Below are 25,492 nucleotides of genomic sequence, written 5' to 3'. Positions count from 1 at the left end.
TATTACATCCCATAGATTACAGCTTCTAGCGGTCTTAAAACTCTTGTTACGCCCGACGATTCAAACGGACCTTCGTAATTGCCTATTAATAGTTTGCGGTTCTCTACCAGGCGTCCATCATATTCAACTTCCGTCTCGCCAAGGTTAACCAGCACCACAGTGCCGTCACCTCGCCTATAGGCCATCATTTGTTCGTGTTCGGGGAGCAGCGCCGTAAAGGGGCCCCCGTCCAGATCGGTATTGGAAGAGCGCAAGGCGATCAGTCGACGGTAAAAATTCAGCACGGAGTTTGGGTCCGATTCCTGGGCCGCCACGTTGATTTCGACATAGTTGTCGTTCACGGAGAGCCAGGGTTTGCCCGTGGTGAATCCGGCGTTGGCGTCGGCGTTCCACTGCATGGGCGTGCGGGAATTGTCGCGACTAAAACGGTTTACGAAGGCCATGGCCTGCTCGTGGGAAAAGCCTTCCTGCAGGGCCATCTTGTACTGGGCCTTGGTATTGATTTCGTCGTACTTTTCCAGGTCGTTCCACTGCACGTTGGTCATGCCGATTTCCTGACCCTCGTAAAGGAAGGGAGTCCCTCGCAAGGTCAAGAGCAGCGTAGCCATGGCCTTAGCCGCCAACACGCGCAGCTTGGGATCGGCAGCCACCCGTTCGCTAAAGTAATTGTTCACGCAGCGGGGCTTGTCGTGATTTTCGAAAAAGGCAGGATACCAGCCGTTCTTCGCAGTGGCCTCCTGGCTTGCCAGCAGAGCCTTCTTAAAATCCATGATGCCGTAGGGCGACGGCTTGCACCAGATTTCAACATCGTGCAGGTGGCCAAACTCGAAGAGCATATCGAAGGCGCCGTTCTCCCCTACCCAATATTTCAAGTCGTCGGGTCCCACGCCGTTTGCCTCGGCCACGGTGAACACGTCCTTGCCCTGAGTCACGTTCTTCTTGAACTCCTGCAAGAAATCCAGGACACCCGGGGTATTTACGGTCATGGTGTGAACGCTGACCAGGCCATCGCTTGCATCAGGGGTTCCGCTTTCAAAGCCGTTCGGTTTCTTGATGTAGGGAATGGCGTCAATTCTAAAACCGCCCACGCCCTTTTTAATCCAGAAGTTGGCAATGTCGAAAAGGGCCTGGCGCACGTCGGGATTTTCCCAGTTCAGGTCGGGCTGCTGGGTGGCGAAGGTGTGCATGTAGTACTGCTGACGTTCTTCATTCCATTCCCACACGGAGCCGCCAAAGATACCGCGCCAGTTGTTGGGAGGAGCCGGTCGCGTTCCCGGTTCGCCAGCAACGCCATCTTTCCAGATGAACCAATCGCTCTTGGGATTGTGGCGGCTGGACTTGGATTCCTTGAACCATTCACACTGATCGGACATGTGGTTGAACACCAGGTCCATCACAATCTTGATGCCACGCTTATGGGCCTGGGCAATCAAGTTGTCCATGTCGGCCATGGTTCCATACAGGGGATTGATTTCGTAAAAATTGGAAACGTCGTAGCCGTTATCCACCATGGGAGACGCATACACCGGCGTAAGCCAGATCGCCCCCACGTTCAAAGACTTCAGATAATCCAGCCGGCTGGTAATGCCGTTCAGGTCCCCGATTCCATCTCCGTTGGAGTCCTGGAAACTGCTGGGATAAATTTCGTAGGCAATGGTATGTTTCCAGCGCTGCATACGACGTCAAAACTATTTCTTGTGCTTCTTGATCAGGCCCACTAGAATCGTGGCCACCAAAATTCCGGCAGGCAGAACAACGGCGATGGTCAAAAGGATCAGCTTCTGGAAGTCGCTCATTTCCTTCAGGGATTTCTTGAAGTTCTTAATGCGATCCAGCAGGCCCACCTTCCCTGCCGGAGCGGCACCATTTGCGGCACCCTCGGCACCGGCAGAAGCCTCATCGGAATCAGCCAGATCCTCGGAACCGGCAAAAGCCTTTACATCGGGAAAGTGGCCCAGCAGACCTGCCACGGCATCCTTTATCGGCACCACAAAACCACCGACCTTGTCGGCGTACATGGCGTAGCGTTTCTTGAACGGACGTGTCAGTCTACCAGTTAAATCCATAATTCCTCTACTCTAGATTCCTCGACTTCGCCACTTCGTGGCTACGCTCGGAATGACACTTACAGCCTACCTGTACAGCAGGTTCACACCGCCGAACAGGGCGCGCATGTTAGCCTTCAGAGTATCGCTAGAAACACCGCGGCCTTCCACTTCCTTGCCATTGGCCTTCAGCACAATACGGCTGAGACCGCGACCAGCCCACATGGAATCCTTTTCAGGAACCACCACCTGGCGATACTTCACCAGTTCCACCGGCATGCCGATTTCACGCATGAGCATAAGGCCAGCTTCAATGGGACCTTCGGCAGTGATGGACTTGATTATGGGCTCCTTGTCCTTCTTGAAGTGGAACACGAAACGGTTTTCATCGGGAACAACTTCGATGTTGTTGAACACCAAACGGCCGTTCACGTTAACGCGCTGTTCGCGGAAAACATCCAGAACCCGTTCGGCGCTCAGCTCGCCTTCCTTTTCGCTGCAAGCCTTCAAGATGGGCTGCAGTTCGGCGGCTTCGGCCAGACTCATCTTGTAACCGAACTTGGTGATGATTTCGTACACGGCGGTACGACCACTCTGGCTGGTGAAGCTGAGGGAATCGTTCTGGTTACGGCCGATGATGGAGTAGTCGATGGGGCGGTATGCACCCTTCTTCATGTCCTTGGTCTTGCTGGCGCCATCCTGGTGGATACCGCTACGATGGACGATAGCTTCGGCACCGATCAACGGAGCACGATTGTAGATGTTGATACCGGACCACTGAGAAATCAGGATGGCGGTTTCGTAAATTCTTTCCAGATGCAGGCCAGTGTCTACACCGGAGTTGTGCAGGCCCACAGCCACTTCGTAGAAGTTGGTATTGCCGCAACGTTCACCCAGACCGTTCAAGGCCACTTCCATCTGGGTTGCACCCACGAAGAAACTTTCCAGGGTAGCGGCAGTTGCCATGCCCAGGTCGTTATGGCAGTGAACAGAAATAGTCACGTTCTTGGGCAGAGCATCGTACACCTGCTTGATCTGGGAGATGTACAGCATGGGGCGATAACGTTCCACGGTGTTGGGCAAGTTCAAGGTAGTTGCCCCCGCTTCCACCACGGCCTTCAAAACTTCAATGACAAAGTCCATGTTTTCCAGGCAGTCACCGAAATGTTCGCAGCTGAATTCCACGGTACCGCGGTCACCCACCAGAGACTTTGCCAACTTCACGCATTCCACGGCCTTGGCCTTCACCTGTTCCGGAGTCATGTGCAGCACATGTTCCATGGAGAGGGGGCTAGTTGCCAGGAAGGTGTGGATACGAGGATTGGGAGCATACTGGACCGCTTCCCAGCAGCGCTGAATGTCGCTGGGGACGCAACGGGCAAGACCAGCCACCACGATCTTCTGGGCGACTTCATCACCTTCTTCAGCCATCTTTGCGGTGAGCTGGGCCAGTTCCTTACAAGATTCAAAATCCATTTCGCTAGAAGCCGGGAAACCCACTTCGGCCCCCTGCACACCCAGCTTCAACAACTGGAGGTAAACGTCCTTCTTCTGGGCGTTATTCCAGGGCTTGGGCAGAGCCTGGTTACCGTCACGCAGAGTGACGTCGTAAAAAAACGGTTTTCTTGCCTGATCGGCACAATCCATCATGCACTTCATTTTTCATCTCCTTGCCGCTTCCCTCGATTTTCACCGGGAACGCAAAGTCATTTAATTTTCAATCTCAAAGATAGCTTTTTTTATCCCTCTGACCAAAAAACAAAGGCCCGCTTTCCCGAGGAAGCAAGCCTTTTTAGTGTTCAATTTCAATAAAAAAAGTCTTATTGATTCAATACCCTAAAACCTCGCCTCGGTATTACACAGAGCGGTGCAAAGTAGAAGTTGTAGGTCTAGGATCATTTTCATGCTGATGAATATACAAAGAAGTTTCCACCACGGCAAGGGAAACTCCTTATTTTTTAGTAGCTGTTCAACAAGACCAGACTGCTAGAATTTAATCAGCATGTTCCAACTTGAATTTCCTGCCGAGACACGAAGGACATAGATACCAGACATGGCCGGCTTTTCCAGTTCCACGGTATGCTCACCGACAAGAACGCACTGTTAACGGTCATATCTTCCTTAAACATAGATGTCAGACATGACTCTTGAATTTCATATATTCTTTCCGTCGGAAACACCGACTTTTTTGTATATCGCCCGACAATCGCCCGCGAATTTATTTCGCACTACGGGAAATGCGTTCCTCGCCCCCATGGATAAAACAGCAGGCGGATATCGCAGACCATTCTGCTCGTATTCGGGCTTTGGAAACGTAGGTGGATTTCTTTGTAAAAGGCGACAAAGCGGGGAGATACTAGTTTTATAATCGCGCTGCGTTTTTTCTACTTTTCTTTTTATGGAACACGAGTATACTGTCAGAGGGCGAATTTTTCCGGAACCGGACCAGGTTCAGGACATTTCTTCGCTTCGCAAGTTTATCAACAAGATGAGTTGGGTCGAACAGGACTTCGAATCCCTGGGTTTGAAAATCGACGAGCGGAACGTTTCCCGATTCTCGATGAAGAGCGAGGACCTGGACAATGCCGCCCTGGAACAGGCTTGTCAAAATCTCTCCATGCTTCTAGGTTGCAAGGTCATCCTGAGCAAGGACCACGAAGTTTACGGTGTAGCCAACGTGTTCAACGGCGGATCCGATTACGAAGTCGTCGACGAGGATTGTTACCTGTGGATTTACGAACGGGGAGCGCGCCTCTCCTGCGAAAAAACAAAATTCTGGAACGATAAGTTCACGGATTTGGAACAGAAATTCGCCCAGGGAGCCGCCGCCAAGGCTTTGCAGAACTTGGACCCCATCCTGTAATAAAAAAGTTCGAACTTTATTATCTTTGCCCCCATGATTCTATTAGTGGCCGAAAAACCTTCCGTTGCAAACCAACATTACAAACCTATGCTGGAACGCCTGGAGGGCGAAAAATTCACACAGGGAGATGGTTGCCTGATTGGGCAGAACCATTGCATTACCTGGTGTGTGGGTCACTTGATTACCCTGGCCCCCCTTGATGCCTACCCCGGTTTCGAAGGGGGCTGGAAGTTGGGCAACTTGCCTTTGCTCCCCGAAAAGTTCCGCCTTATGGAGATTGAAAGCACAAGAAAACAGCTAACTGTTGTGCGAGAAATGATGAGTAAGGCGGATGTCCTCGTGAACGGCGCCGATGCCGGCCGCGAAGGCAATCTGATTTTTGACCTGGTCCTTGATTTTACCCCCGCCTTTAAGCAAAAGCAAATCAAGCGTCTTTGGGTGAACAGCTATGTGGCCAAGGATCTGGACAAGGCCTGGAAAAATCTGGAAGATGCCACCCAGCGATTAAACTTGAGTTATGCCGCTCGCCTGCGTCAGCGCGCCGACTGGATGGTAGGCCTTAACGCCACTCGAGCCTATACGCTTACGGCTGGCCGCGGCAAGATGATTTCTGTGGGCCGCGTGCAGACACCCACTTTAAACTTGATTGTAGAACGAGACGCCCTGGTGGAACAGTTCAAGGAACTGTATTACTACAGCGTAGTGGGAACCTGGAAAGGATTCCAGGCACAGTTGCTGCGCCCCGACCGCGACGCCAAGGATTCTGGCAAGGACAGCGCAGAAGGCCCTGCCCTGAAAGTGGCGGTCTTTGAAAAAGAGGAACCGGCCCAGGCCGTAGTGGACAAATGCGCCCCGCCCGAAGATGCGGTCATCGCAGGCATTGACGTCCAGCAGAAAAAGCAGTTCCCCCAAAAACCTTTCGACCTGACGGAACTGCAGAAAGAAGGCAACAAGCGTTTTAAGTACAGCGCCCAGCAAGTGCTGGATTGCGCCCAGAATCTTTACGAAAAGAAGTTGCTTACCTATCCCCGTACCGACTCCGCCTACCTGCCCGACACCATGAAGCAGGAAGCTTACGCCCTGGCACAACGCCTGGCAACGCCCCAGCAGCAAGGGATCATGCGTCCGGAATCGGAGAACTTCGTTTTCATCAACTCCAGCAAGGTCACAGACCACTTCGCCATTATTCCTACCGGGGAACAGCCCGACGAAATCAAGGGTGGCCTCCCCGAAATGGAAGAGAACATCTACAATCTGGCCAAGGAACGTTTTGTCCAGGCATGGCTGAAACCCTATGTTTGGAATGAAATGGAAGTGACACTGACCGCCCCTGCGGGCAGTGACGCAGAAACCTTCCGCCTTAAGCTGAAGCAGAACGAGGACTTAGGTTTCCGTGCCCTAGTCAAAGAAGAGAAGAAGGCCAAATCCAAGAAGAAGGGCGACGCAGGCGCCGACTCCGCCGCAGCCGACGGAAAATCCGGCGACGACAGCGGCAATTCTGACGACATCACCAATATCGTAGAATCCTTTCCCGACTGGAAAATCGGCGACAAGGCCCCCTTCGACGCCCTGGAACTTCAGAAGAAAAAGAAGTCCAAGCCCAAGTATTATACCGAAGCCACCCTCCTTGCCGCCATGAAGACTGCAGGCAAGCAGATCGACAACGAAGAACTGGCCGAAGCCATGAAGGACCGCGGTCTTGGAACTCCAGCCACTCAGGCAGGCATCATCGAGACCTTGAAAAAGCGCGGATTCATCGAAGCCCAGAAAAACAATCTGGTCAGTACCGCCCGCGGCCGCGAAGTCATCGCCCTCATGGACGAAAAAGTCAAGTCCCCCGAAATGACCGGCGAATGGGAATACAAGCTTTCCCAAGTAGAAAAGGGCAACCTGGATCCCAAGGAATTCCGCGACGGCATCGTGGAATATGTGAAGGAACTTTTTGTTCAGCTTCACGAAAAATACGGCAGCCAGTTTGAACGAGAAACCGTAACAGAAGCTCTCCCCTGCCCCAAGTGCAGCCAGCCCATGGAAATCGCCCCCTGGGGATACGTCTGCAAGAATGGCGAATGCGGTTTCAAGGCAGGCCACACCATTGCAGGCCGCACCCTTAGCCACGCCGAAATGGGCAAGCTTCTGGCCACCGGCAAATCTGACTTGCTCAGCGGCTTCAAGAGCAAGAAGGGAACCACCTTCAGCGCCAACCTGGTTCTTGGCGAAGACGGCAACATCGGATTTGAATTTAGCGACGAACCCCAGGACGCAGCCCCCACAGACTATACCTGCCCCAAGTGCCAAAAGAAACTAAAAAGTTTAGGCAACCGTCTCATTTGCGAAGAGCCTTGCGATTTCGTTTTCTATAAGACTATCGCCGGCCACGTCATGAGCGACGAAGAAATGGCGGAGCTGTTCAACAACGGCACCACCGACGTCATCACCGACTTTATCACTAAGAAGGGCCAGGCCTTTAGCGCCAAGGTGGTCTGGGATAGCGATCACAAGGCCACCTTCGCCTTCGAAAATGACGGACACTTCCACGGTACCGAAACCAAGTTTAAGTGCCCCATCTGCAAACACACCCTAGAAGAAAACAAGAACGCCATCTTCTGCACAGGTAAAGGTTCCGACCGCGATGAACAAGGCAACCCCTGTGATTGCAAGTTCACCCTGTTCAAGACCATCGCAGGCAAAAAACTTCGGGCCGCCGACATCAAGGCCTTGCTCAACGGCGAAAAAACGGAACTGATCAGCGGATTCAAGAACAAGAAGGGCGAAAACTTTGACGCCTTCCTGAAAATGAGCCCCGTAGGCCGCGTAGAATTTGAGTTCCTCCGTCGCGAATACCCCTGCCCCGGTTGCGGAGGTTTCCTACGCAAGGTAGATGGCGGCTACCAGTGCATGCAATGCGGTTACGGCATTCCGCAAGTGTTCTACCAGCGCAAATTCTCTGACGAAGAAGTGGAAAATCTGCTGAAGAACAAGTTCTCGCCGGTGCTAGAACCGTTCAAGAAGGACGTCACCACCTTCCGTGCCGCCCTAGAAATCCGCGAAGGCGGAAAGCTGGGCTTTAACAAGTTGACTGTTGAAGTCATCAAGCAGAAATAGCAAACCTTAATCGATCCGTTCGCCCACAAGAACGCTCAGGTAAGCTACGGTAACAGCGGCTGCAGCCACGACACTGCCGGCCCCCACCAGCATTGCACAGAAAACAGCGGGAGCTGCTGCCAGAAGAAGACCGAAGAGAGTGTTGTTGCGCTGGATGTTCAGAATATTGTGCATAGTTAATCCTTTTTTCTTTTTTACGTGTACAAATATAGGTTTACATTCGCGTCAATTTCTGACAATTTTATATACAAAAAAAAGACCGACGGTTTTACCCGCCGGACTTATTTGTCGATCATTTATCAGTTAGACTTTAACAGCCTGCAAAACTACTTACCAAGAATCTGGTTGTAGAAATCCGGAGCGAACTTCTGGATGTAACCCATAATGAAAATGACCAGCACGATCAAGGGCAGAATCCACTTGATGTAAAAACGGACAATCCCGTTTACGGGAAGTTTCATACCGCTACCGGTATTGACTTCATCGTAGAAATTCTTCTGGCCCCAGCCGTAACGGAAGTTGCAGAACACCACGAAGAACAAGCTACCGAGAGGCAGCAAGGTGTTAGAAACGATAAAGTCTTCCAGGTCGAGAACGCCGCTGCCAGCACCAAAGGGCTGAAAGCCAGAAAGCACGTTAAAGCCCAAAGCACAAGGCAAGGAAAGAACGATAATCGCCAGAATGTTCCACTTCACCACCTTCTTGCGGTCGTAACCCTTCAGGTCCATCCAGAAAGAGATGATGTTTTCGAACACGGCCACCAAGGTACTCAGGGCGGCAAAGCTCATGAACAGGAAGAAGGCCACACCGCACCAGCGACCCGCAGGCATCTGGCTAAAGATGTTGGGCAGAGTCACGAACACAAGGCCAGGACCAGCACCCGGTTCCACATTGAAAGCGAAGCAGCTGGGAATAATGATCAAACCGGCAAGCAAGGCCACCACCGTATCCAGGACGCAGATATTCACCGCTTCCTTGGCTAGGGTATGCTTCTTGCCGATATAGCTTCCGAAGATGGACATGGAACCGATACCGATACTCAAGGTAAAGAAAGCCTGTCCCATGGCGGCAAAGATTACTTCGGTAACGCCCTGCTGCAGACGGGCAAAGTCCGGGAGCAAGTAGAACTTGAGGCCTTCTTCAGCACCGGGCAAGGTCACAGCGCGGATGGCAAGAATAATCATGATCAAGAAAAGCATAGACATCATGCTCTTGGTTACACGTTCCACGCCCTTCTGCAAGCCCAGAGAAACGATTCCCAGACCGAGAATGGTAGCAATAGCCATCCAGCCCACCTGCACGCTGGGATTCCCCAACATGGTGCCGAATCGTTCACCCACCTGTTCAGGAGACAGGCCATGAATATCCCCTTCCACCGCCATGTGGTAGAAGTAGTACATCATCCAGCCGCTCACCGTGGTGTAGAACATCATCAGCAGGTAGTCACCGACGATCATGGGATACTTGGCAATATGCCACTTGGAACCGGCAGGTTCCAGTTCTTCGAAAGATCGGCCGATACCGCGCTTACTGGCACGACCGACAGCAAATTCGGCAATGAGGGCGGGCAAGCCCAAGATCACCAGGAAGAACAAGTAGATCAGGATGAATGCGGCACCACCATACTGGCCCGTAATGAAGGGGAAACGCCAAACATTACCGATACCAATGGCGCAACCCGCCGCAATCAAAATAAAGCCAAGACGAGATTTAAAATTTTCTCTTTGATTCATTTTCAATAACCCGCAGATTTCTTAGGTTCCAAATTCAATGCCGTTCACAACGTGGTAGCGACGTTCTCCGTTAGCCTTGATAACTACGGCCACGCCATCTAGGTAGTACACACCCTTTTTGGAAACGTGGTAGCGCAAACGATCAATCTTACGGTCAGAGACGTAAATCATCAAGGGCATCAGGAACATATCGTGGCTAATAAAGATATTCACACGGTTGGTTTCAGACATGTTGGGAATGATTCCCTGCACAATCGTCTGAACGGCACGGGCTTCCAGGTCATAGAAGGCTGAGGTCAGCAAACCATCGAAGGCCCACTGGGAGTATACTTCACCTTCATTAATACTGGCGGTAGAATCCTTCTTGTACTGTTCAAAAAGTTCCATGTCCTTGATGTAGGTGCTGGCCACCAGGCGATTGGTAATGACAGACTGGAAGCTGGTCGTATCTTCACCACGACCGTAGGCAATGTTGATTGCGGTACTGCGAGTACGCACGAAATCGGTATGACCGTAAGAGAAAGCTTCGGAACTGGCCAAAAAACCGCCCAGGCGCTGAGACTGTTCGATACCGGCCTCGGTCAGCTTGGATTCAACACCGACACCACTTTCGCGACGGCCATGACGAATGACAAAGGCAACCTTGTCGCCCTCTTCCAGGCTTTCATAAACAGACTGAACCGTTTCGTAATCGGTAATGGCCGAAGCAGCGACATACTGACGGTCCTTTTCGATTTCTTCAGTCAGGATTTCGAAGGGCATATCGTTACCGGTAATGCCGCTGATAGAAGAGGTATCGCCCTCGGGCACAAAGGAAGTGTCCAGAGGCATCTCGGATGCAGAAGAAATTTCCAGCGAAGCAGAAGATTCGATGGGCTGCGGGTTGGGATCATCACCAACCGTGGCAGAGCTGGCCGGATTAACCGGGGTTTCTATGGGAGGAGTCTGCGGATCATCGGCAGGCGGATTGACGGCCACACCAGAATCATTGGAACTATCACTACCACATGCACTAAAGAGCATGGCGGCTATAGAAATGGGCAATAAAAATTTCTTCATCATAATGTTCCAATATAGTAAGATGATCTTTTTCAAGATTTTCCACTTTTTTAATTTTTGTATATTTGAGCCGCTAATTTTATAAAGAACGTAGGTTGATCATGAGCGAAAATTACAAGTATGGTTTTGTGACTGATATCGAGAACGAGGCTTTTGAAAAGGGTCTTAACGAAGATATCATCCGCCGTGCCAGCGCTCTCCGTGGCGAACCTCAGTTCATGCTGGACTTCCGCCTGAAGGCCTACGAAAAGCTCTTGACCATGGAGCAGCCCAAGTGGGGCGAACTGAATTTTGAACCTGTAGATTTGCAGGACATCGTCTATTATTCCGCTCCCAAGAACAAGAAATCCCACGAAAAAATCGAAGACGTGGACCCGGAACTTCTGGCCACCTTCGAAAAGCTGGGAATTCCCCTGGACGAACAGAAGCGCCTGGCCAACGTAGCCGTGGACGCCGTGTTCGACTCCGTCAGTATTTATACAAGCCACAAGAAGAAGCTCATGGAAATGGGCATTATCTTCTGCAGTATTTCCGACGCCATCAAGGAATATCCGGAACTGATTGAACAGTACCTGGGTAGCGTGGTTCCTGCAGGCGACAACTACTTTGCCGCCCTGAACAGCGCCGTCTTTGGCGACGGAAGTTTCGTCTACATTCCCGCAGGCGTCAAGTGCCCCATGGACCTGTCCACCTACTTCCGCATCAACAACAAGGAAGCAGGCCAGTTCGAACGCACCCTGATTATCGCCGACGACAATGCCGAAGTCAGCTACCTGGAAGGCTGCACCGCTCCTGAATTCTCTAGCAAGCAGCTCCATTCCGCTATCGTAGAACTGGTAGCCAACGAAAACGCCAAGATTAAGTACAGCACCGTGCAGAACTGGTACGCCGGCGATCGCGAAACTGGTGCTGGTGGCGTCTATAACTTCGTAACCAAGCGCGGCAAGTGCGCAGGCAAGAACAGCCGCATCAGCTGGACTCAAGTGGAAACCGGCTCCGCCATCACCTGGAAGTACCCCAGCTGCGTTCTGGTTGGCGACAACTCCGTAGGCGAATTCTACAGCGTTGCCCTTACCAACGGACACATGCAGGCCGATACCGGCACCAAGATGATCCACATCGGTAAGAACACCAGGAGCACCATTATTTCTAAGGGTATCAGCGCCGACTGCTCCAGCAACGCCTACCGCGGCGAGGTTTCTATCCGTAAGGGAGCCGCAGGCGCCCGCAACTACACCCAGTGCGACAGCATGCTGGTTGGTGACAAGAGCGCCGCCCATACGTTCCCGTATATCACGGTGGCAAACCCCACTGCACAAACAGAACACGAAGCCACCACCAGCCGCATCAGCGAAGACCAACTGTTCTATTTCGAGAGCCGCGGCATCAAGCGCGAAGACGCCATTCAGGCCATGGTAGGCGGTTTCTGTAAGGACGTGTTCAAGGAACTCCCCGGCGAATTCGCCACCGAAGCCCGCCAGCTTCTGACATTGAAGCTGGAACACAGCGTGGGGTAACTCGCGTGTCATCCTGAGCGCCCCTCCGCGTGTCACCGGAAAACACAACCGCCCCCCATCTTTGAGCGTATTTTTACAAAAGGGGTTACTAAACAAACCAATTTCAACGTTTTGGTAACCCAATATTTAGTTTATCTACAACATTTTCTCTTTAAAAGGTTACTAAAGTCCTTTACACATCAATTTTAGTAACCCACAATAAGAGCCTCACACAGGAAAAGCTCCTTTCACCAGCACTTTTTGTTTAATTTATTCAAAAAAGAGGTTACTAAAACACATCTTCAAACATATTTAGTAACCCATTTTGCCGAAAAGACACCACTTTCACTCCGATTAGATTCATTTCTTGTTATATTGTGAAAAAATTGGATTCCACTCCTACAAACCTAAGAAACGCATGGTCTTCGGCCCCCTCTAGATGGAACCCGCAAACAACGAGGTATTTATGAACGTTCTTTTCTTGATGGCTAACGGTTTTGAAGAAACCGAATTCGTTACTCCTTTTGACTACTGGCAGCGTGGCGGTCTGAATGTGACTTTGGCTTCCATCAGCGATAGCCTGGAAGTTGTAGGCGCCCATGGTCTGGCCATCAAGGCAAACGTTCTCTTGAAAGACGTGATGGCAGGAGCCGCAGCTAGCCTCGCCGACTTCGATGCAGTCTGCCTCCCCGGTGGCGGCCCCGGCGTTCAGAATCTGAAGGCTTCCGCAGCCGTTGCCGACGTCCTGCGCGACTTTGATTCCAAAGGCAAGTGGATTTTCGCCATCTGCGCCGCCCCGCTGGTTCTTTCCAAGGCAGGTCTCCTCAAGACCCGCAAGTGTACTTGCTTCCCGGGCTGCGAAGTGGAACTGGACTGCAAGCAGTTCCTTACCGACCGCGTAGTCGTCGATGGCAACATCATTACCAGCCGCGGCGCCGGTACCGCCGAAGAATTCGCCTTTGAATGCCTGGCCCAGGCAGCCAACCGCGAAACCTCCGAAAAGATCCGCAAGCAGGTGGTAGCCCGCTAAAACTTCGGGGCGCGCTCCACCGAAGCGCAGGCCTTTGAAACGGCTCAGTTTGCGACAGCTCCAAGGTGAAACCTTGGGGCTTTTTTACTAAATTTGGGCCTATGAATTTTCAAGATCGCATTATCCGCGCCACAGGCAAGAAGACTCCCTTCCGCCTGATTGTGGTTGACCTGACCAAGACCATGAACACCATCGGCAAGCAGCATGACGCCAAGGGTTACGCCCTCAAGCTCATGGCCGAGAACTCCATCGCCAGCCTCTTTTTGAGCGCAGGCCTCAAGTTCCCCGGCACCGTAAGTTTCACCACCAGCTTTGGTGGCGAAATCACCTGCATCCAGTCAGACTCCACTCCCCAGGGTTTGATCCGCGCCATGATTCCGCAGAGCGAACTGCAGGCCATCGGCGGCAACGAACCCGCACTCGTTCCCCAGACCGTCAAGGTGGTCAAGCTGAACGAACAGGGCAAGCGCGTTCACGAAAGCATTATCGAGGCCCCCTCCGTTTCTATGGGTCAGAATCTGGCCAGCTACCTCTTGCAGTCCGAACAGGTACGTTCCGCTGTGGGTATCGAAGCCAATTTCAATAAAGAAGACCCCAGCAAACTGGACTACGCCGCCGGTTTCTACATCGAAGCCTTTCCGGATCTTGAAGACAAGGACATCAACCTGATTGAAGTGATCATCCAGAACCTGCCCACCTTCAAGGACATGACCAAGGCCGAAGGCTTTGACCTGGATGAACTGCTGGACCAGCTCCGCGGCCCCTACGAAATCGACATCGTCAAGGAAATTGAACCCAAGGCCTACTGCCCCTGCAGCCAGGAACGCATGGTGGGTACCGTAGCGACCCTCCCCCTCAATGACCTGGAAGATCTGGAAAAAGACGGCGAAGACCTGGACGTCACCTGCGACTTCTGCCGCAACAAGTATAAGATCACCCTGAACGACCTGCGCGAAATCATCGCCAGCCGTAAAAAGAATTAACGTCAATCCGAAGGATTAATATGTTTACCAAACAATGTGTCGTCACCCTGGACCTTGAAGGCGTTCTCGCTCCGGAAATCTGGATTGCCGTTGCAGAAAAGACCGGCATCGCCGACCTGCGCCTGACCACCCGCGACATTCCCGACTACGACGTTCTGATGAAGGGCCGTATCAAGATTTTGGAACGCGAAGGCATCAAGCTCAGCGACATCCAGAATGTAATCGCCAACCTGGGCCTGCTGGAAGGCGCCCGCGATTTCATGGACACACTCCGCGACGAAGCCCAGGTGATCATCCTCAGCGACACCTTCCAGGAATTCGCCTACCCCATCATGAAGAACCTGGGCATGCCCAGCATTTTCTGCCACAACCTTGTTGTAGAAAATGACATGATCAAGGGTTACCACCTGCGCCTGAACGACCAGAAGACCAAGGTGGTCAAGTCCCTGCAAGACCTGAACTTCAAGGTATTCGCCAGCGGCGACTCCTTTAACGACACCGGCATGCTGAAGCAGGCAGACAAGGGTTGCTTCTTCTGCGCCCCGGACTCCATCGTCGCACAGTTCCCCCAGCTGGAAGCCACCAAGACTTACGCAGAGCTCCTCGAAAAGTTCCATAAGTTCCAGGACACCCTTTAATTATTAGGGCTTTACTGCTAATAAACGCCGCTCCAAAGCGGCGTTTATTTTTTTTCCGCATACTTTTAAATAAAAAAAATGGTCTAACCCAACAAAAATTAGGTTAGACCAAGTATCTAAGATAAAGTTTTTAGATAGTTATATTACATCTACACTTTGAAAGAACATAGCCATATCAAATATTACTTCTTGTTGCCAGGACGCTTGTAGCCGAAGGACTTCAGCATATCGTCGCTAGTCTTGATGATATCGCCCTTCTTCTTGGCAGTAAGATCGTTCACCGGCGGCAAGGTACACTTCAGAACAGACTTCATGCCAACATCAACCTTGTAGACATAGGCACCCGTAGCAAACAGCTTGCCGGATTCAGCACGCACATAGCCATCCTTGTCCGGTTTCAGTTCAAAGAACATCTGAAGCAAGCCAGCCTCGTTGACAAAGGAAGGATCGTTCAATTCCTGAGTGAATCGATAGTAATCCACAAAGTTGCCCAAGGTCGTGTACACCCAGATCTTCACATCCATCTTGATGTCGTACAGGTTAGCGTTGGAAGCATTGACGTAATCAAATCCGTCTTCGCAGTACTGATTAACGTAATCACTAACCGTCAGCTTTACACTGTTTGCGGCACTCACACCTTCAATGGCCACAAGGCCATCAGAACCGATCAAGTCATCCAAGGTAGCCAGGCCACCAACGCCACTAACCACAGGAACCTTCACGTCCATGACCAATGTAGGACCAAGGTGAGTTCCTTCTTCAACGCCTTCGTAGGGAACCTTGCCGCTGCCCTTTTCGTTCTTGAAGCTGCCACCGATCAGGGTTTCCGCTTCCTTGCCGGTAGAGGGATTGCGAAGACTAACAGCAAAGGTTTCACCAGGTTTGGGAGGATTAGAGGTATAGTATTCTTCGACCTTTTCCTTGGTCACGACAGCCACAGGCTGTTCAACAGAAATCTCGACATCCTTGGCGTCCTTCATCACAACCCAGACGGTATCAGCACCCATGTTGCCGGCCTTATCCTTATAGAAACGGATAATCGGATTGGTACCCTTTTCCAGACTCTGGAGAACCAGGGTATCCTGCACCACGCCGTTCACCTTCCAGGTTACTTCTACAAAGTTTGCGCGGACGATATCACCTGTCTGAGGATAGGTAATTTCAACCTTGGGACCAACGCGGTCTAGCACAATGAACACGGACTGGGTAGCCCCATTGCCATAAACGTTGACATAGGTGTAAGAAACGGAATAGCCGATATCGCCAACATCGCTACGAACCAGTTCGCCCTTACGATTGACACCGTAGGCAATATTGACGGAGTTGCCGTTGGCATCCACATAGTCATAAGATACAGTATACGGGACTGCATCAATGTCCTTCTTCGAAGCGGCACTTTCCGTCATCAGGTTACCATTGGCGTCCACCAGCAAAACCGCACCGGTAGCTGCGTCAGCCTTATAGGAAATGGTTACGGTTCTGCCGTTCACGACTGTTTCGTAAGAAACCGTATAAACTTCAACAGAGTCGTACTTGCCCTTCGAATTCATGACCGGCACCTTAATAATGTCGCCGTTCTTGTCCACCTCGTAAGAAACCGTTACAGAATCGCGACCCGCAAAAGATTCCTTGTAAGAGAGAACCACCACATCGCCATTCACAGGAGTACGTTCGGTCACCTTCGTTTCGTCAAGAAGGATATTGGCCTTTTCCACCGTTCCCATAGTAGAAAGAGTGGAACTGGGAATTCCCGTAGTATCCAGGTCAATCTCTATGTAGTAGTCTTTCTTCACATTGGAAACAGGATCAGATACCGTTACATGAATCTTGTTCTTAGTTGCATTCACATAAGTGTTGGCATCATCTTCATCCAAACTTTCAACGATGGTATAAATGTTGTCGGCCACAACTTCGTTGTCTCCGGCGCCAACAGTCACGATCGGAGCGGCAGAGCTATAGCATACCTTGACGGAATCGCGGGCTGCACCATCCAGATCCGGATTGTCATACTCAACTGTAACGTATTGGCAACCATCCTTCAAGTTAGCTTCCTTGCATTTCTCGGCTGAAGGACTGTTATCGAAGGTGCAGCTCAACTCGATGTTCGGAACGTTGGTATAAATGGTCGTGGGGTTCGGCCACTCGCCCTGTTCATTTTTACCTTCAACAATCTTCACCTTGGAATTGGGCACGTCCACGATGGCAACCACCACGTTCTTTTCGGAGCAGCCATTGTATTCATCGCAAACCTGAATGGTAAGAGTCTCATTCTTAGACTTTTCGTAATCAATCTTGGCACCTTCCTTTACGGTGATTACGCCAGACTTAGAAACTTCAAACCAATTAGAAGTTCCAACCAAGGTATAAGTCTTTACGGTATCGCCAGCATCCTTATCGATAGACTTCAGCGAAGAATCTGCAGAAGTTCCGGACTTGGAATTTTCAACCACGTGGACCGTATCCGTCACGATAGTCGGCGGATTGTTATTGAAGTCGATTTCGATGGTCACCTTGGAACTTGCAGTAAGAATATCTTCGTCCTTACCGGTAGAGGCACTCTTGTCGCTTACAATCACGTTGATTTCGTACTTGGACTTAGAGACGTTTTCATTCAGCTCAATGCCATCCTTCACATGGATCTTGCCAGTATTTTCATCGATAACAAAGAGGGAATCCACAACGGCGAAGTTCGGATCATCAGGATCAAAGGCGTAGGTAAATGTATCGTCATCAACATCCTTCACAGAAATGGATCCGTCAAGGATTGCCTTATCGCCACCATTAATCACATGGCCAGAAATAGTGAAAGTGGCAGGGCCAGTAATCGGAGCATCGTTCACCGGGGTGACAACAACGGTTAGAGTCTTGGAGCCTTCCTTTTTATCACTGGAGCTTACGGAATTCTGAGAATCATAGACTGCAAATTTCAGAGTCGTGTATTCATAATTCGACAGCGAATCACCATATTTATCAGCCACGGGCACATACTTCAACTGACCAAGGGAATCAGCCGGGATCTTCTTACCCACATCACTCTTAGTCAACGTTTTTCCAAAATAGGTCAACGAGCCCTTTGCAGGGACAGCTTCGATAACGACACCACCCATTTCTCGATCAAGGGGCGATTCATAGGGGAACATATCAGCCGCAAAGGTGAATACGGAATCTTCAACGGCGTCAATAACCGTGTCCCTAGTCACAGGGACAACATCCTGATCGATGATGTACATATCAAAGGCACCTTCGCGAACGTATTCACCAGAAGCATTCTTTAAAACGGCACCAACAAGATTCGAAATCTTCAACTGGAATTTTTCTTTATTGTTCGTGCCATACGCTTCGACAAACTGATCCAGCTTTGCGTGAATCTTGATCTGATTTTTCAAATCGAGAGTGTCAGAATCAACGTCAATTTCTGCGGAAGCCAAAGAATCTCCGCAAATAGGAGTAAGCCCCACAAAGTCAGAAGCATCTGCCAGAGCGCCACTGATCTTTCCATCAACCGGAGTTTCAGAAGACACACTGAAGCAATAATCAAATGTCACCTTCACCTGTGTCTTCTTGTTCAGCTTCAAGGGAATAACCGTATCTCTTTCGCTTTCGGGGAATTCAACCGTAGCAAACAAGGTCGGGTCAATTACAGACGGGTTGAAGCGCACATAGCGGAAGTCTTCGGCCTTGAAGTCAAACTGTACATAAATAGCCTTGGCAATCAGCTGGCCAGCGAAACGGGCCTGCTGCGCAATGGTAATGGTCTTGCCAGAAATGAATGTACCCTGAAGATGCTTTTCGCCAGCAGTCCAGTTAATCTCTTCGGGAGTGTAAAACAAAAGGTTGCCGGCATAATCCTTATTGCTAACCAAATTTTCATCAGATGTGGTCCACGTTCTAGATTCCCTATCCCATTCACTATCATCGGAAGCCTGGATTACGCGAATATTACTATGGTTGGTGATTTCAAGTCCACCATCCAAAAAGACGCGAGTCAAACGACCGCTCTTCTGCATGCGAACATACAAGGGCTTGTCATTTTCCAGTCTGATACCCGCAACACGGATATTATACATATCGTCAATATCACCGGGGGGCACATCAATATAGGCGTTGGGAGTCGTGGAAGAAGCATGAATGACCGTATCGATTTTCAGATAATGATCAGCATCCATACCGTCAAAGAAAGAGTAATCAACAACAGGAACATCAAGATACTCATCAATGGGGATAGCTCCATCACACCCAATAGTAGCCTTTGTATCACGAAGGCCCTGCGTTGCGCAATAATATTCGCCGTCACAATTATTGTTTACGACAAAGCCGTTTTCTACACAATACATGCCTGCAAAGAATTCGTTATTTCGGCCATTAAAGGAAGCCTCAAAAGTACCCCCAAAATGAGAAGGTCCGATCAAGATGGAATCCAGTCCGGTACCACCCTTAAAGGAGCCTCCAAAAACCAGGGGGCCGCCAATAGAATGCACATCATTTACCATGACGAAGTCGCCAGTGGCACTACCAACATAGCCAGAAGAATCCGTAATATGGATTTTTCCACCATCAAAGACAATACCATCGCCGGCATTTTTTCCGTTACCGACAATGCCATCACCTTCGTACAGACCGGTACCCCAAAGTTTATACTTCATGAGGTCATTCCATGCATTGGTCTGAGACGCAGAATCCCCGGCAATTTTTGTAAACTTAAAAGGGAGCACTTCCAGAGGGAGTCCCTCTGCAAAAGATGCGCTACAGCAACCCAGAACTAGCAAAACTAGCCAAATCTTTCTAAAATCATACAAAAACATAATAAACCTCCGCAAATTCAACCCTATACCCTATCCCATAAAATAATAAAATAAAATTTACAACGTTAACAAAACGAAACCTAAAAGCGGTTTCTTATGTCAAATAATCCATAGAAACGGCCTAATCTCTTGAAAAATGTCAAAATTGTTCTATATTTGAGGCTCCTAGGCCCTGCGCAATGACTATTTGCGGGCAACTCGCCAGGGCGAAAGCAGCAACGGACTTGCGGATTTTTATGTGCTCAGGTAGCCTAGGATTTTTTAAAACTGCTGGAAAACGGCAGTTTTTTTATTTTTGAGAAAGAGGAACGAGGTATGAGGGCGGAGCCTGCGGCTCCTTTGAGCCAAATAATCGCGCCGAAGGCGCCTGGTTTTAACTCACCACTATTCACTCTTAACTATTCACTCTTAACTATTCACTGTTCACTCTCATGATTCTCTGGACCATCCGCCATACCAAGCCTTACAATCCCAAAGATGTCTGTTACGGCAGACTGGACTTTGACGTTTCCCCTACTTTCGAAGAAGAAAGCGAGGGCGCCCTGAAGGCCCTGGTGGCCGCTGGAGCCAAGCCCACCCGTTTGTTTTCGAGCCCGTTGCTCCGCTGCACCCGCCTAGCCGAAAAGGCCGCCAAGGTGACCGGCCTCGAAGTCGAGAAGCGAGACGAAATCATCGAGATCAACTTCGGTGACTGGGAAGGTCAGAAGATGGATCAGGTTCCTCGCGAACAAATGCTGGGATGGGCCAACGACCTCCGAGGTTACAGGTTCAACAACGGCGAATGTTTCTATGACATCGACAAGCGCGCCGGCCGCCTGCTAGACAGCCTCGACGACGATGGAGAATTTCTGTGGATCAGCCACGCAGGTGTAATCGCCGCATTGCAGCACTTCGCCTGCGGACTCCCCGACGACCAGTTCGTAGAAGGTGCATTCAGTTACGCCATGGTCACCCGCTTTGAATTCAAGCGTAACGCCGAAGGCCACTATCGAGGAACCTACACAAAGATTCATGACGGAATCCAGATGGTTCCGCTGAAAATCGGTTAAAGCAAAAGCTGGCAAACGCCAGCTTTTTTCCGTTTAAAAATCAAAGGTAAACAGAGCCTGGGCGCCGCCGTTGAAATTCGGCAACAGAGCCAGGTGCAGCGGGTTGTCAAAGTCGCTCAACAGGGCGTCCACCACCGCATCGCCAATCGAATACAGATACAGGAGCGCCGAAGCCCAGATATACTGGTTACGGTTCTTGCGGTAATAGGTCACACGCTCTACCACACGTTCGTAGTCTTCACTAGTCGTGCTTTCTCCAGCCTGCATATGCTTGCGGTCGAGGTAATATTCTACCATGTTCTGCGAAGTCCAGACGCTGACGCTTGCTCCCATCAGTCCCATATATAGTAAGCCGGCCTTGCCAAACTCCCCATTATACATTTGTCCAAAACCGGGGATAATGGCCCACAAGGCGGCAGACTTCATACTCCTCAATTCATTGCTTCGATAATTGTTCTTATACCAGATACCAAAGGCGTCGAACATACTATACAACTGCAGACCATAGAGCCAGGCCGTTTCAGCCTTGCGCAGGTCTTCCTGTTCCATTTTCTTGTCGCTGTAGGCTCTCAGACGATTGATGTTGTCCGTACGTTTTTTTTGATAATATTCAAGGCTGTCCCTAGACTGCAAACCCATGATCTTTCGGGTATAGAAGGAGACGGAATCTCTAAAAGGTTCCGCCTGTTCCAGGACTCGTCGATACTGGAAGTCCTTATTGTAGACAACTTCGTAAAAAAGAGCAAGTTCGATTGCGGTAATGAATCCACCACGAACGTAATGTTCCGTGTAATAATGACCACCACCCGGCAGGATACTTAAGAGCATGGTCAAGGGAAGAGAATTCCGCTCGGTAGGAATATCCCATTCATTTACCTTGAGGGTATCGATGGCCCTAATTCCGGTAACGCCCTTTTGCATGGGATTGACACTGTCTTGAGGAGATTCAGCGGCAAAGACCCCGGCCACCAACAGCAGCAGGGCCAGGACTCCGGCCCGCAGGGAGCGACTCCGGATAGGCTTGAACCAACTCATTAACATTGAGCGCAAATATATAAAAGTCTATACAAGGTTTTATTTACGCCAACGCCTATGAACGTCAAAGTCGCGCAAAACGTTATTTTGTATTTTTTGGGGGGAACGTCGTAATTGACATTTTATGACACAACCGTTTTGTATATTTGAACACGTAAAAGGAACAACAAAGTGAACAACGCAAACGAAATGAATCTCGAGCAGTTGGCAATCGCCGTCAAGGAAGCTCTGCAAGCAAAAGGCCAGATGATGGCCACCGCAGAATCCTGCACCGGCGGGCTTATCGCAAGCACCCTGGTCGACATTCCGGGCAGTTCCGCAATCCTGGCAGGAGGCATTGTCGCCTACCAGAACGAAGTCAAGGAAAACCTCCTGGACGTTCCCGCAGAAATCCTCAACACCGTTGGTGCCGTTTCTGCAGAAACCGTCAAGGCCATGGCTGAAGGAGCCCGCAGGAAGTTTGGTTGCGAATGGGCGGTTTCCACATCGGGAATCGCAGGCCCGGGCGGCGCTGAACCAGGCAAACCTGTTGGTACAGTGTGGATTGGTGTCGCCAATAGTTTGCAAAATGAAGCTTTTTGCGAAATTTTTTCGGGAAACCGCAATCAAGTCCGCGAAAAAAGCGTGTATAGAACATTGCAGGTACTTCTAGAAAAAATAGTTCAAAAAAGCACTTGCACAAGTGAACACTAGTTGTTATATTTTTTAACGAAAAAACAAAACGGAGTCAATTATGGCTAAGAAGACGAACACAAACGGTATCAACACTCTCGGCAACCTTTCCGCAGATAAGGCAAAGGCAGTAGAAGCTGCCATCGCACAGATTGAAAAGAATTATGGAAAGGGTTCTATCATGGCTCTGGGCGATCAGCCCAACGAAGATATCCCCGTTATCCCCACCGGCTGTATCCAGCTGGACATGGCTCTGGGCGTAGGCGGTTTCCCCCGTGGCCGTATCATCGAAATCTACGGACCTGAATCCTCTGGTAAGACTACCCTCACCCTCCACGCCATTGCTGAAGCTCAGAAGCTTGGCGGTGTGGCAGCCTTCATCGACGCAGAACATGCTTTCGACGCTGTTTATGCCCGCAAGCTGGGTGTCGATATCGAATCCCTCCTGGTTTCCCAGCCCGACACCGGTGAACAGGCTCTCGACATCGCAGAAACCCTGGTCCGTTCCGGCGCCATCGACATCATCGTTATCGACTCTGTGGCTGCCCTCGTGCCCCAGGCTGAAATCAACGGCGAAATGGGCGACAATCACGTGGGTCTGCAGGCCCGCCTCATGAGCCAGGCCCTGCGTAAGCTTACCGGCATTCTCTCCAAGTCTAACACCTGCATGCTGTTCATCAACCAGCTGCGTATGAAGATTGGCGTCATGTTCGGCAACCCCGAAACCACCACCGGCGGTAACGCCCTTAAGTTCTACGCCACCCAGCGTATCGACATCCGCCGCATCGCAGCCATCAAGGACGGCGAAGATGTCATCGGTAACCGTACCCGCGTGAAGGTTGTAAAGAACAAGGTTGCAGCACCCTTCACCCAGTGCGAATTCGACATTCTCTACGGTTGCGGCATTTCTCGCGAAGCCTCCATCCTGGATCTGGCTACCGAACTGGATATCATCCAGAAGAGCGGTTCCTGGTTCAGCTACAATAACGAACGTATTGGCCAGGGTCGCGAAAACACCCGCCTGTTCCTGAAGGACAACGCAGAACTCTGCAACGAGATCGAACAGAAGATCCGCGAAAGCATGAAGGATGTAGAACTCTTCAAGCTGAACGACGGTGACGCTCTGGCCGCAGACGACGAAACTCTGGAAATCACCGACGAAGCCTAATTCGTAGACTTTCAAAAATTTCTTCCTAAAGCAAAACTCCGACCGATCCTTTAGCCATTGGGATGGGCCGGAGTTTACTTTTTTAGAGGAAGCAACGTCCAATTTTTTTTTGAATTTTAACTATCTTACGGTTTATGAATAAGCGCTTGTGGACTTTGGCAATATCGATGGCACTGACAGCAGCGTCAGCCCAGACATCCTGCCCACACTTTATTCTAGAAGCGCCCATGGTCGTAAACATCGAAGGCCATTTTATTAACGTAAAGAATTCCCGCGAAAGCATTGATGTGGAATGGCGTCACCACCCCGAAAGTCTAGACACGTTTTTCGTCAATGCATCTAACCGTCCGCAGTTCAACTTCATTACTGCAGGAAGTTACCGCTATATGGAATTTCCCGACGCCAAGATAAAGCGCCAGCTGGGCACCCACCATCTAAAAGAAACTATTGGCGACACTCCGCTAAAGTTAGACGACATGGAATTGCTGGCCAACGGGCAGTTCCTGTGCAAGAATCCCACAGAACAGAAGTCGAACGTTTTTTCTACCGCCCTGTCTATGACTTGGTGGAGTCTTACTGCAGACACGCTCCCCACTCCGCAGAGTGTAACCATGCGAGGAGCCCGCAAGGAAACCAGAACATTCACCATCCGTCAGTGGAGAAATTATTCGGGATCCACACTGCCCACTCTGGTCAAACTAGAAAGCGAACAATACAACGGAGAAATCTGGATCCGTTCCGCCTATCCTATCCAGGCACTGCAATCCGACCCGCTCAAGAAGAACGTCGCCAAGAAAGCACAGCCTCAGCAGCCTGAGCTATTCCGCAAAATTCCAATGAAAGGGGAAAGAAAAATACCCCTGATACTCAAGCTGAATCAAGAACTGTTGCGCGAGTGATCCATCGTAGAAGGATTTCCTGATGCGGTTCCAGCCACCCACTTCCAAGGTCAGGTTCTGGAGTCCCTCATTCCATGAAAAATGAACGCCAGCCATAGACTTGACATAGCTCAAAGCCTCTTTTTCTACGGTATTGTGGCTGCGCAGGTAACCTGTTCTGTAGAAGTTATTTTCAAACAGCAATGCAAAATTTTCGTCCAGGGGAATACGCCCGAACGTTTCTACAACAATCAGGAAGTCACGACTGAACACAGGAATGTTACGCTTGTAATCGTAACTCTTGCCATCGAAATCCGTGCTTACATCCGAAAGAATGTAATGCAAGGTGAATCCTAAATCGGAACCACCACGGAATTCATAGTTCATCGTTAGACAGAAGTCAAACAACTGGGCATAGTCAAATTCAGCATCTTCGCCGCCCACGTTATCGAGAACGTAATCGGCGTTCCATGTTTCCGCAATCCTTCCACTGCCTGTCACATCAGAAGTCACCATTTCCAGGTTAGACTTGAAGTACAGGTAGCTTTCATAATTGAAATTCAGTTCAAAGGACGGATTGATCTTGAAAGGGCGCAGTCCAAGACCTGCGGAGTAACCTCCATAGAAGGGAGTCAATTCCAGCCCGCCATCCATGCGAAGGTAGCTGGGATTACGTCCCAGTCGTTCGCCGTAGGGCAACATGTCCAGAGGTTCCAGCCAAGTATAATGGAGCGTCCCGAACAGCTGAGGCAACCACTGCCCCAAAACAAAGGGAATATTGCCACTCAAGCCATAAGCCAGGTTGGGACCATATCGAAAGGCTGTCTGAGAGCTCTCGTTATAGCCATCAGCATAGGCATCAACGGGGTTTGCGACCGCAAACAGAGCACACAGAGTGGCTACAGCGCCAAATTTCTTTCCAAAACCGTTCATTTC

19 protein-coding genes and 1 other RNA gene are annotated in these 25,492 nt (G+C 50.4%); 11 read left to right on the top strand and 9 right to left on the bottom strand.

What is annotated here, in order from left to right; translation table 11 throughout:
• Positions 1-2 precede the first annotated feature (2 nt).
• From B7992_RS01570 to leuA2, 3 genes are all read right to left on the bottom strand, one after another.
• Positions 3-1,676 (bottom strand): alpha-glucosidase, encoded by a 1,674-nt coding sequence (locus B7992_RS01570; protein ID WP_073284738.1) that lies wholly within the window; start codon positions 1,674-1,676, stop codon positions 3-5.
• Positions 1,677-1,688: 12 nt separating this feature from the next.
• The gene (locus B7992_RS01565) at positions 1,689-2,066 is read right to left on the bottom strand and encodes a hypothetical protein (RefSeq protein WP_073159892.1); all 378 of its coding nucleotides are present in this window, start codon (positions 2,064-2,066) and stop codon (positions 1,689-1,691) included.
• Between the two features lie 66 nt (positions 2,067-2,132).
• On the bottom strand, positions 2,133-3,704 hold the full coding sequence (gene leuA2, locus B7992_RS01560) for a 2-isopropylmalate synthase LeuA2 (RefSeq protein WP_249269331.1): 1,572 nt from the start codon (positions 3,702-3,704) through the stop codon (positions 2,133-2,135).
• Positions 3,705-4,443: 739 nt separating this feature from the next.
• Here leuA2 and B7992_RS01555 point away from each other — a divergent pair.
• Positions 4,444-4,908 carry a hypothetical protein gene (locus tag B7992_RS01555; RefSeq protein WP_088665450.1) on the top strand — a complete coding sequence of 155 codons (465 nt, stop codon included), beginning with the start codon at positions 4,444-4,446 and terminating at the stop codon, positions 4,906-4,908.
• 45 nt (positions 4,909-4,953) lie between these two features.
• A complete protein-coding gene (locus B7992_RS01550; protein WP_254917576.1) occupies positions 4,954-8,013 on the top strand; it encodes a type IA DNA topoisomerase in 3,060 nt (1,019 codons plus the stop codon).
• A 6-nt stretch (positions 8,014-8,019) separates the two neighbouring features.
• Here the strand turns inward: B7992_RS01550 and B7992_RS16500 are convergent, their stop codons facing one another.
• The 3 genes from B7992_RS16500 to B7992_RS01540 form a co-directional block, all read right to left on the bottom strand.
• Positions 8,020-8,187: a hypothetical protein gene (locus tag B7992_RS16500; RefSeq protein WP_158535448.1), complete on the bottom strand. Its 168-nt coding sequence runs from the start codon at positions 8,185-8,187 to the stop codon at positions 8,020-8,022.
• A 152-nt stretch (positions 8,188-8,339) separates the two neighbouring features.
• Positions 8,340-9,746: a sodium-dependent transporter gene (locus B7992_RS01545; protein WP_088665448.1), complete on the bottom strand. Its 1,407-nt coding sequence runs from the start codon at positions 9,744-9,746 to the stop codon at positions 8,340-8,342.
• A gap of 21 nt (positions 9,747-9,767) precedes the next feature.
• Entirely contained in the window at positions 9,768-10,808 is a 1,041-nt protein-coding gene (locus B7992_RS01540; protein WP_141100333.1) for a histidine phosphatase family protein, read from the bottom strand.
• Positions 10,809-10,906: 98 nt separating this feature from the next.
• Between B7992_RS01540 and sufB the strand changes: the two genes are divergently transcribed.
• The 4 genes from sufB (at position 10,907) to thrH (ending at position 14,952) form a co-directional block, all read left to right on the top strand.
• Positions 10,907-12,322, top strand: coding sequence for a Fe-S cluster assembly protein SufB (sufB, locus tag B7992_RS01535; RefSeq protein ID WP_088658709.1), 1,416 nt, complete (start codon positions 10,907-10,909; stop codon positions 12,320-12,322).
• Between the two features lie 445 nt (positions 12,323-12,767).
• Positions 12,768-13,331: a DJ-1 family glyoxalase III gene (locus B7992_RS01530; RefSeq protein ID WP_073160043.1), complete on the top strand. Its 564-nt coding sequence runs from the start codon at positions 12,768-12,770 to the stop codon at positions 13,329-13,331.
• Between the two features lie 101 nt (positions 13,332-13,432).
• Positions 13,433-14,314, top strand: coding sequence for an Hsp33 family molecular chaperone HslO (locus tag B7992_RS01525; RefSeq protein WP_073159882.1), 882 nt, complete (start codon positions 13,433-13,435; stop codon positions 14,312-14,314).
• A 20-nt stretch (positions 14,315-14,334) separates the two neighbouring features.
• A complete protein-coding gene (gene thrH, locus B7992_RS01520; protein ID WP_073159879.1) occupies positions 14,335-14,952 on the top strand; it encodes a bifunctional phosphoserine phosphatase/homoserine phosphotransferase ThrH in 618 nt (205 codons plus the stop codon).
• Between the two features lie 182 nt (positions 14,953-15,134).
• On the opposite strand, the gene B7992_RS01515 is transcribed toward thrH, so the two are convergent.
• Positions 15,135-19,754, bottom strand: coding sequence for a cadherin repeat domain-containing protein (locus tag B7992_RS01515; protein WP_088665446.1), 4,620 nt, complete (start codon positions 19,752-19,754; stop codon positions 15,135-15,137).
• Between the two features lie 163 nt (positions 19,755-19,917).
• Between B7992_RS01515 and ffs the strand changes: the two genes are divergently transcribed.
• Together ffs and B7992_RS01505 are read left to right on the top strand one after the other, a co-directional pair.
• Positions 19,918-20,014: signal recognition particle sRNA small type (gene ffs / locus B7992_RS01510), an RNA gene on the top strand.
• Between the two features lie 171 nt (positions 20,015-20,185).
• Positions 20,186-20,803, top strand: a complete 618-nt coding sequence (locus tag B7992_RS01505; protein WP_073156681.1) for a histidine phosphatase family protein — start codon at positions 20,186-20,188, stop codon at positions 20,801-20,803.
• Between the two features lie 33 nt (positions 20,804-20,836).
• Here the strand turns inward: B7992_RS01505 and B7992_RS01500 are convergent, their stop codons facing one another.
• Complete coding sequence (locus tag B7992_RS01500; protein ID WP_139258176.1) at positions 20,837-21,838, bottom strand: DUF5683 domain-containing protein; 1,002 nt, start codon at positions 21,836-21,838, stop codon at positions 20,837-20,839.
• Between the two features lie 171 nt (positions 21,839-22,009).
• On the opposite strand from B7992_RS01500, the gene B7992_RS01495 reads away from it, so the two are divergent.
• From B7992_RS01495 to B7992_RS01485, 3 genes are all read left to right on the top strand, one after another.
• Positions 22,010-22,531 (top strand): CinA family protein, encoded by a 522-nt coding sequence (locus tag B7992_RS01495; RefSeq protein WP_217897568.1) that lies wholly within the window; start codon positions 22,010-22,012, stop codon positions 22,529-22,531.
• Between the two features lie 40 nt (positions 22,532-22,571).
• On the top strand, positions 22,572-23,678 hold the full coding sequence (gene recA, locus B7992_RS01490) for a recombinase RecA (protein WP_073156676.1): 1,107 nt from the start codon (positions 22,572-22,574) through the stop codon (positions 23,676-23,678).
• A 134-nt stretch (positions 23,679-23,812) separates the two neighbouring features.
• Positions 23,813-24,577: a hypothetical protein gene (locus B7992_RS01485; RefSeq protein WP_139258174.1), complete on the top strand. Its 765-nt coding sequence runs from the start codon at positions 23,813-23,815 to the stop codon at positions 24,575-24,577.
• On the opposite strand, the gene B7992_RS01480 is transcribed toward B7992_RS01485, so the two are convergent.
• Complete coding sequence (locus B7992_RS01480; RefSeq protein ID WP_088665445.1) at positions 24,497-25,489, bottom strand: hypothetical protein; 993 nt, start codon at positions 25,487-25,489, stop codon at positions 24,497-24,499. The two genes, B7992_RS01485 and B7992_RS01480, sit on opposite strands and share 81 nt — an antisense overlap.
• Between the last annotated feature and the right edge of the window lie 3 nt (positions 25,490-25,492).

The sequence above is a fragment of the Fibrobacter sp. UWH1 genome (assembly GCF_002210365.1).
Lineage (GTDB): Bacteria > Fibrobacterota > Fibrobacteria > Fibrobacterales > Fibrobacteraceae > Fibrobacter.
This window is presented reverse-complemented; position numbering and strand designations above follow the sequence as displayed.

Coding starts and splice junctions, on each gene's coding strand:
- B7992_RS01570 (WP_073284738.1), bottom strand. CDS start 1,676: ATGCAGCGCTGGAAACATACCATTGCCTACGAAATTTATCCCAGCAGT.
- B7992_RS01565 (WP_073159892.1), bottom strand. CDS start 2,066: ATGGATTTAACTGGTAGACTGACACGTCCGTTCAAGAAACGCTACGCC.
- leuA2 (WP_249269331.1), bottom strand. CDS start 3,704: ATGAAGTGCATGATGGATTGTGCCGATCAGGCAAGAAAACCGTTTTTT.
- B7992_RS01555 (WP_088665450.1), top strand. CDS start 4,444: ATGGAACACGAGTATACTGTCAGAGGGCGAATTTTTCCGGAACCGGAC.
- B7992_RS16500 (WP_158535448.1), bottom strand. CDS start 8,187: ATGCACAATATTCTGAACATCCAGCGCAACAACACTCTCTTCGGTCTT.
- B7992_RS01545 (WP_088665448.1), bottom strand. CDS start 9,746: ATGAATCAAAGAGAAAATTTTAAATCTCGTCTTGGCTTTATTTTGATT.
- B7992_RS01540 (WP_141100333.1), bottom strand. CDS start 10,808: ATGATGAAGAAATTTTTATTGCCCATTTCTATAGCCGCCATGCTCTTT.
- sufB (WP_088658709.1), top strand. CDS start 10,907: ATGAGCGAAAATTACAAGTATGGTTTTGTGACTGATATCGAGAACGAG.
- B7992_RS01530 (WP_073160043.1), top strand. CDS start 12,768: ATGAACGTTCTTTTCTTGATGGCTAACGGTTTTGAAGAAACCGAATTC.
- B7992_RS01525 (WP_073159882.1), top strand. CDS start 13,433: ATGAATTTTCAAGATCGCATTATCCGCGCCACAGGCAAGAAGACTCCC.
- thrH (WP_073159879.1), top strand. CDS start 14,335: ATGTTTACCAAACAATGTGTCGTCACCCTGGACCTTGAAGGCGTTCTC.
- B7992_RS01515 (WP_088665446.1), bottom strand. CDS start 19,754: ATGTTTTTGTATGATTTTAGAAAGATTTGGCTAGTTTTGCTAGTTCTG.
- B7992_RS01505 (WP_073156681.1), top strand. CDS start 20,186: ATGATTCTCTGGACCATCCGCCATACCAAGCCTTACAATCCCAAAGAT.
- B7992_RS01500 (WP_139258176.1), bottom strand. CDS start 21,838: ATGAGTTGGTTCAAGCCTATCCGGAGTCGCTCCCTGCGGGCCGGAGTC.
- recA (WP_073156676.1), top strand. CDS start 22,572: ATGGCTAAGAAGACGAACACAAACGGTATCAACACTCTCGGCAACCTT.
- B7992_RS01485 (WP_139258174.1), top strand. CDS start 23,813: ATGAATAAGCGCTTGTGGACTTTGGCAATATCGATGGCACTGACAGCA.
- B7992_RS01480 (WP_088665445.1), bottom strand. CDS start 25,489: ATGAACGGTTTTGGAAAGAAATTTGGCGCTGTAGCCACTCTGTGTGCT.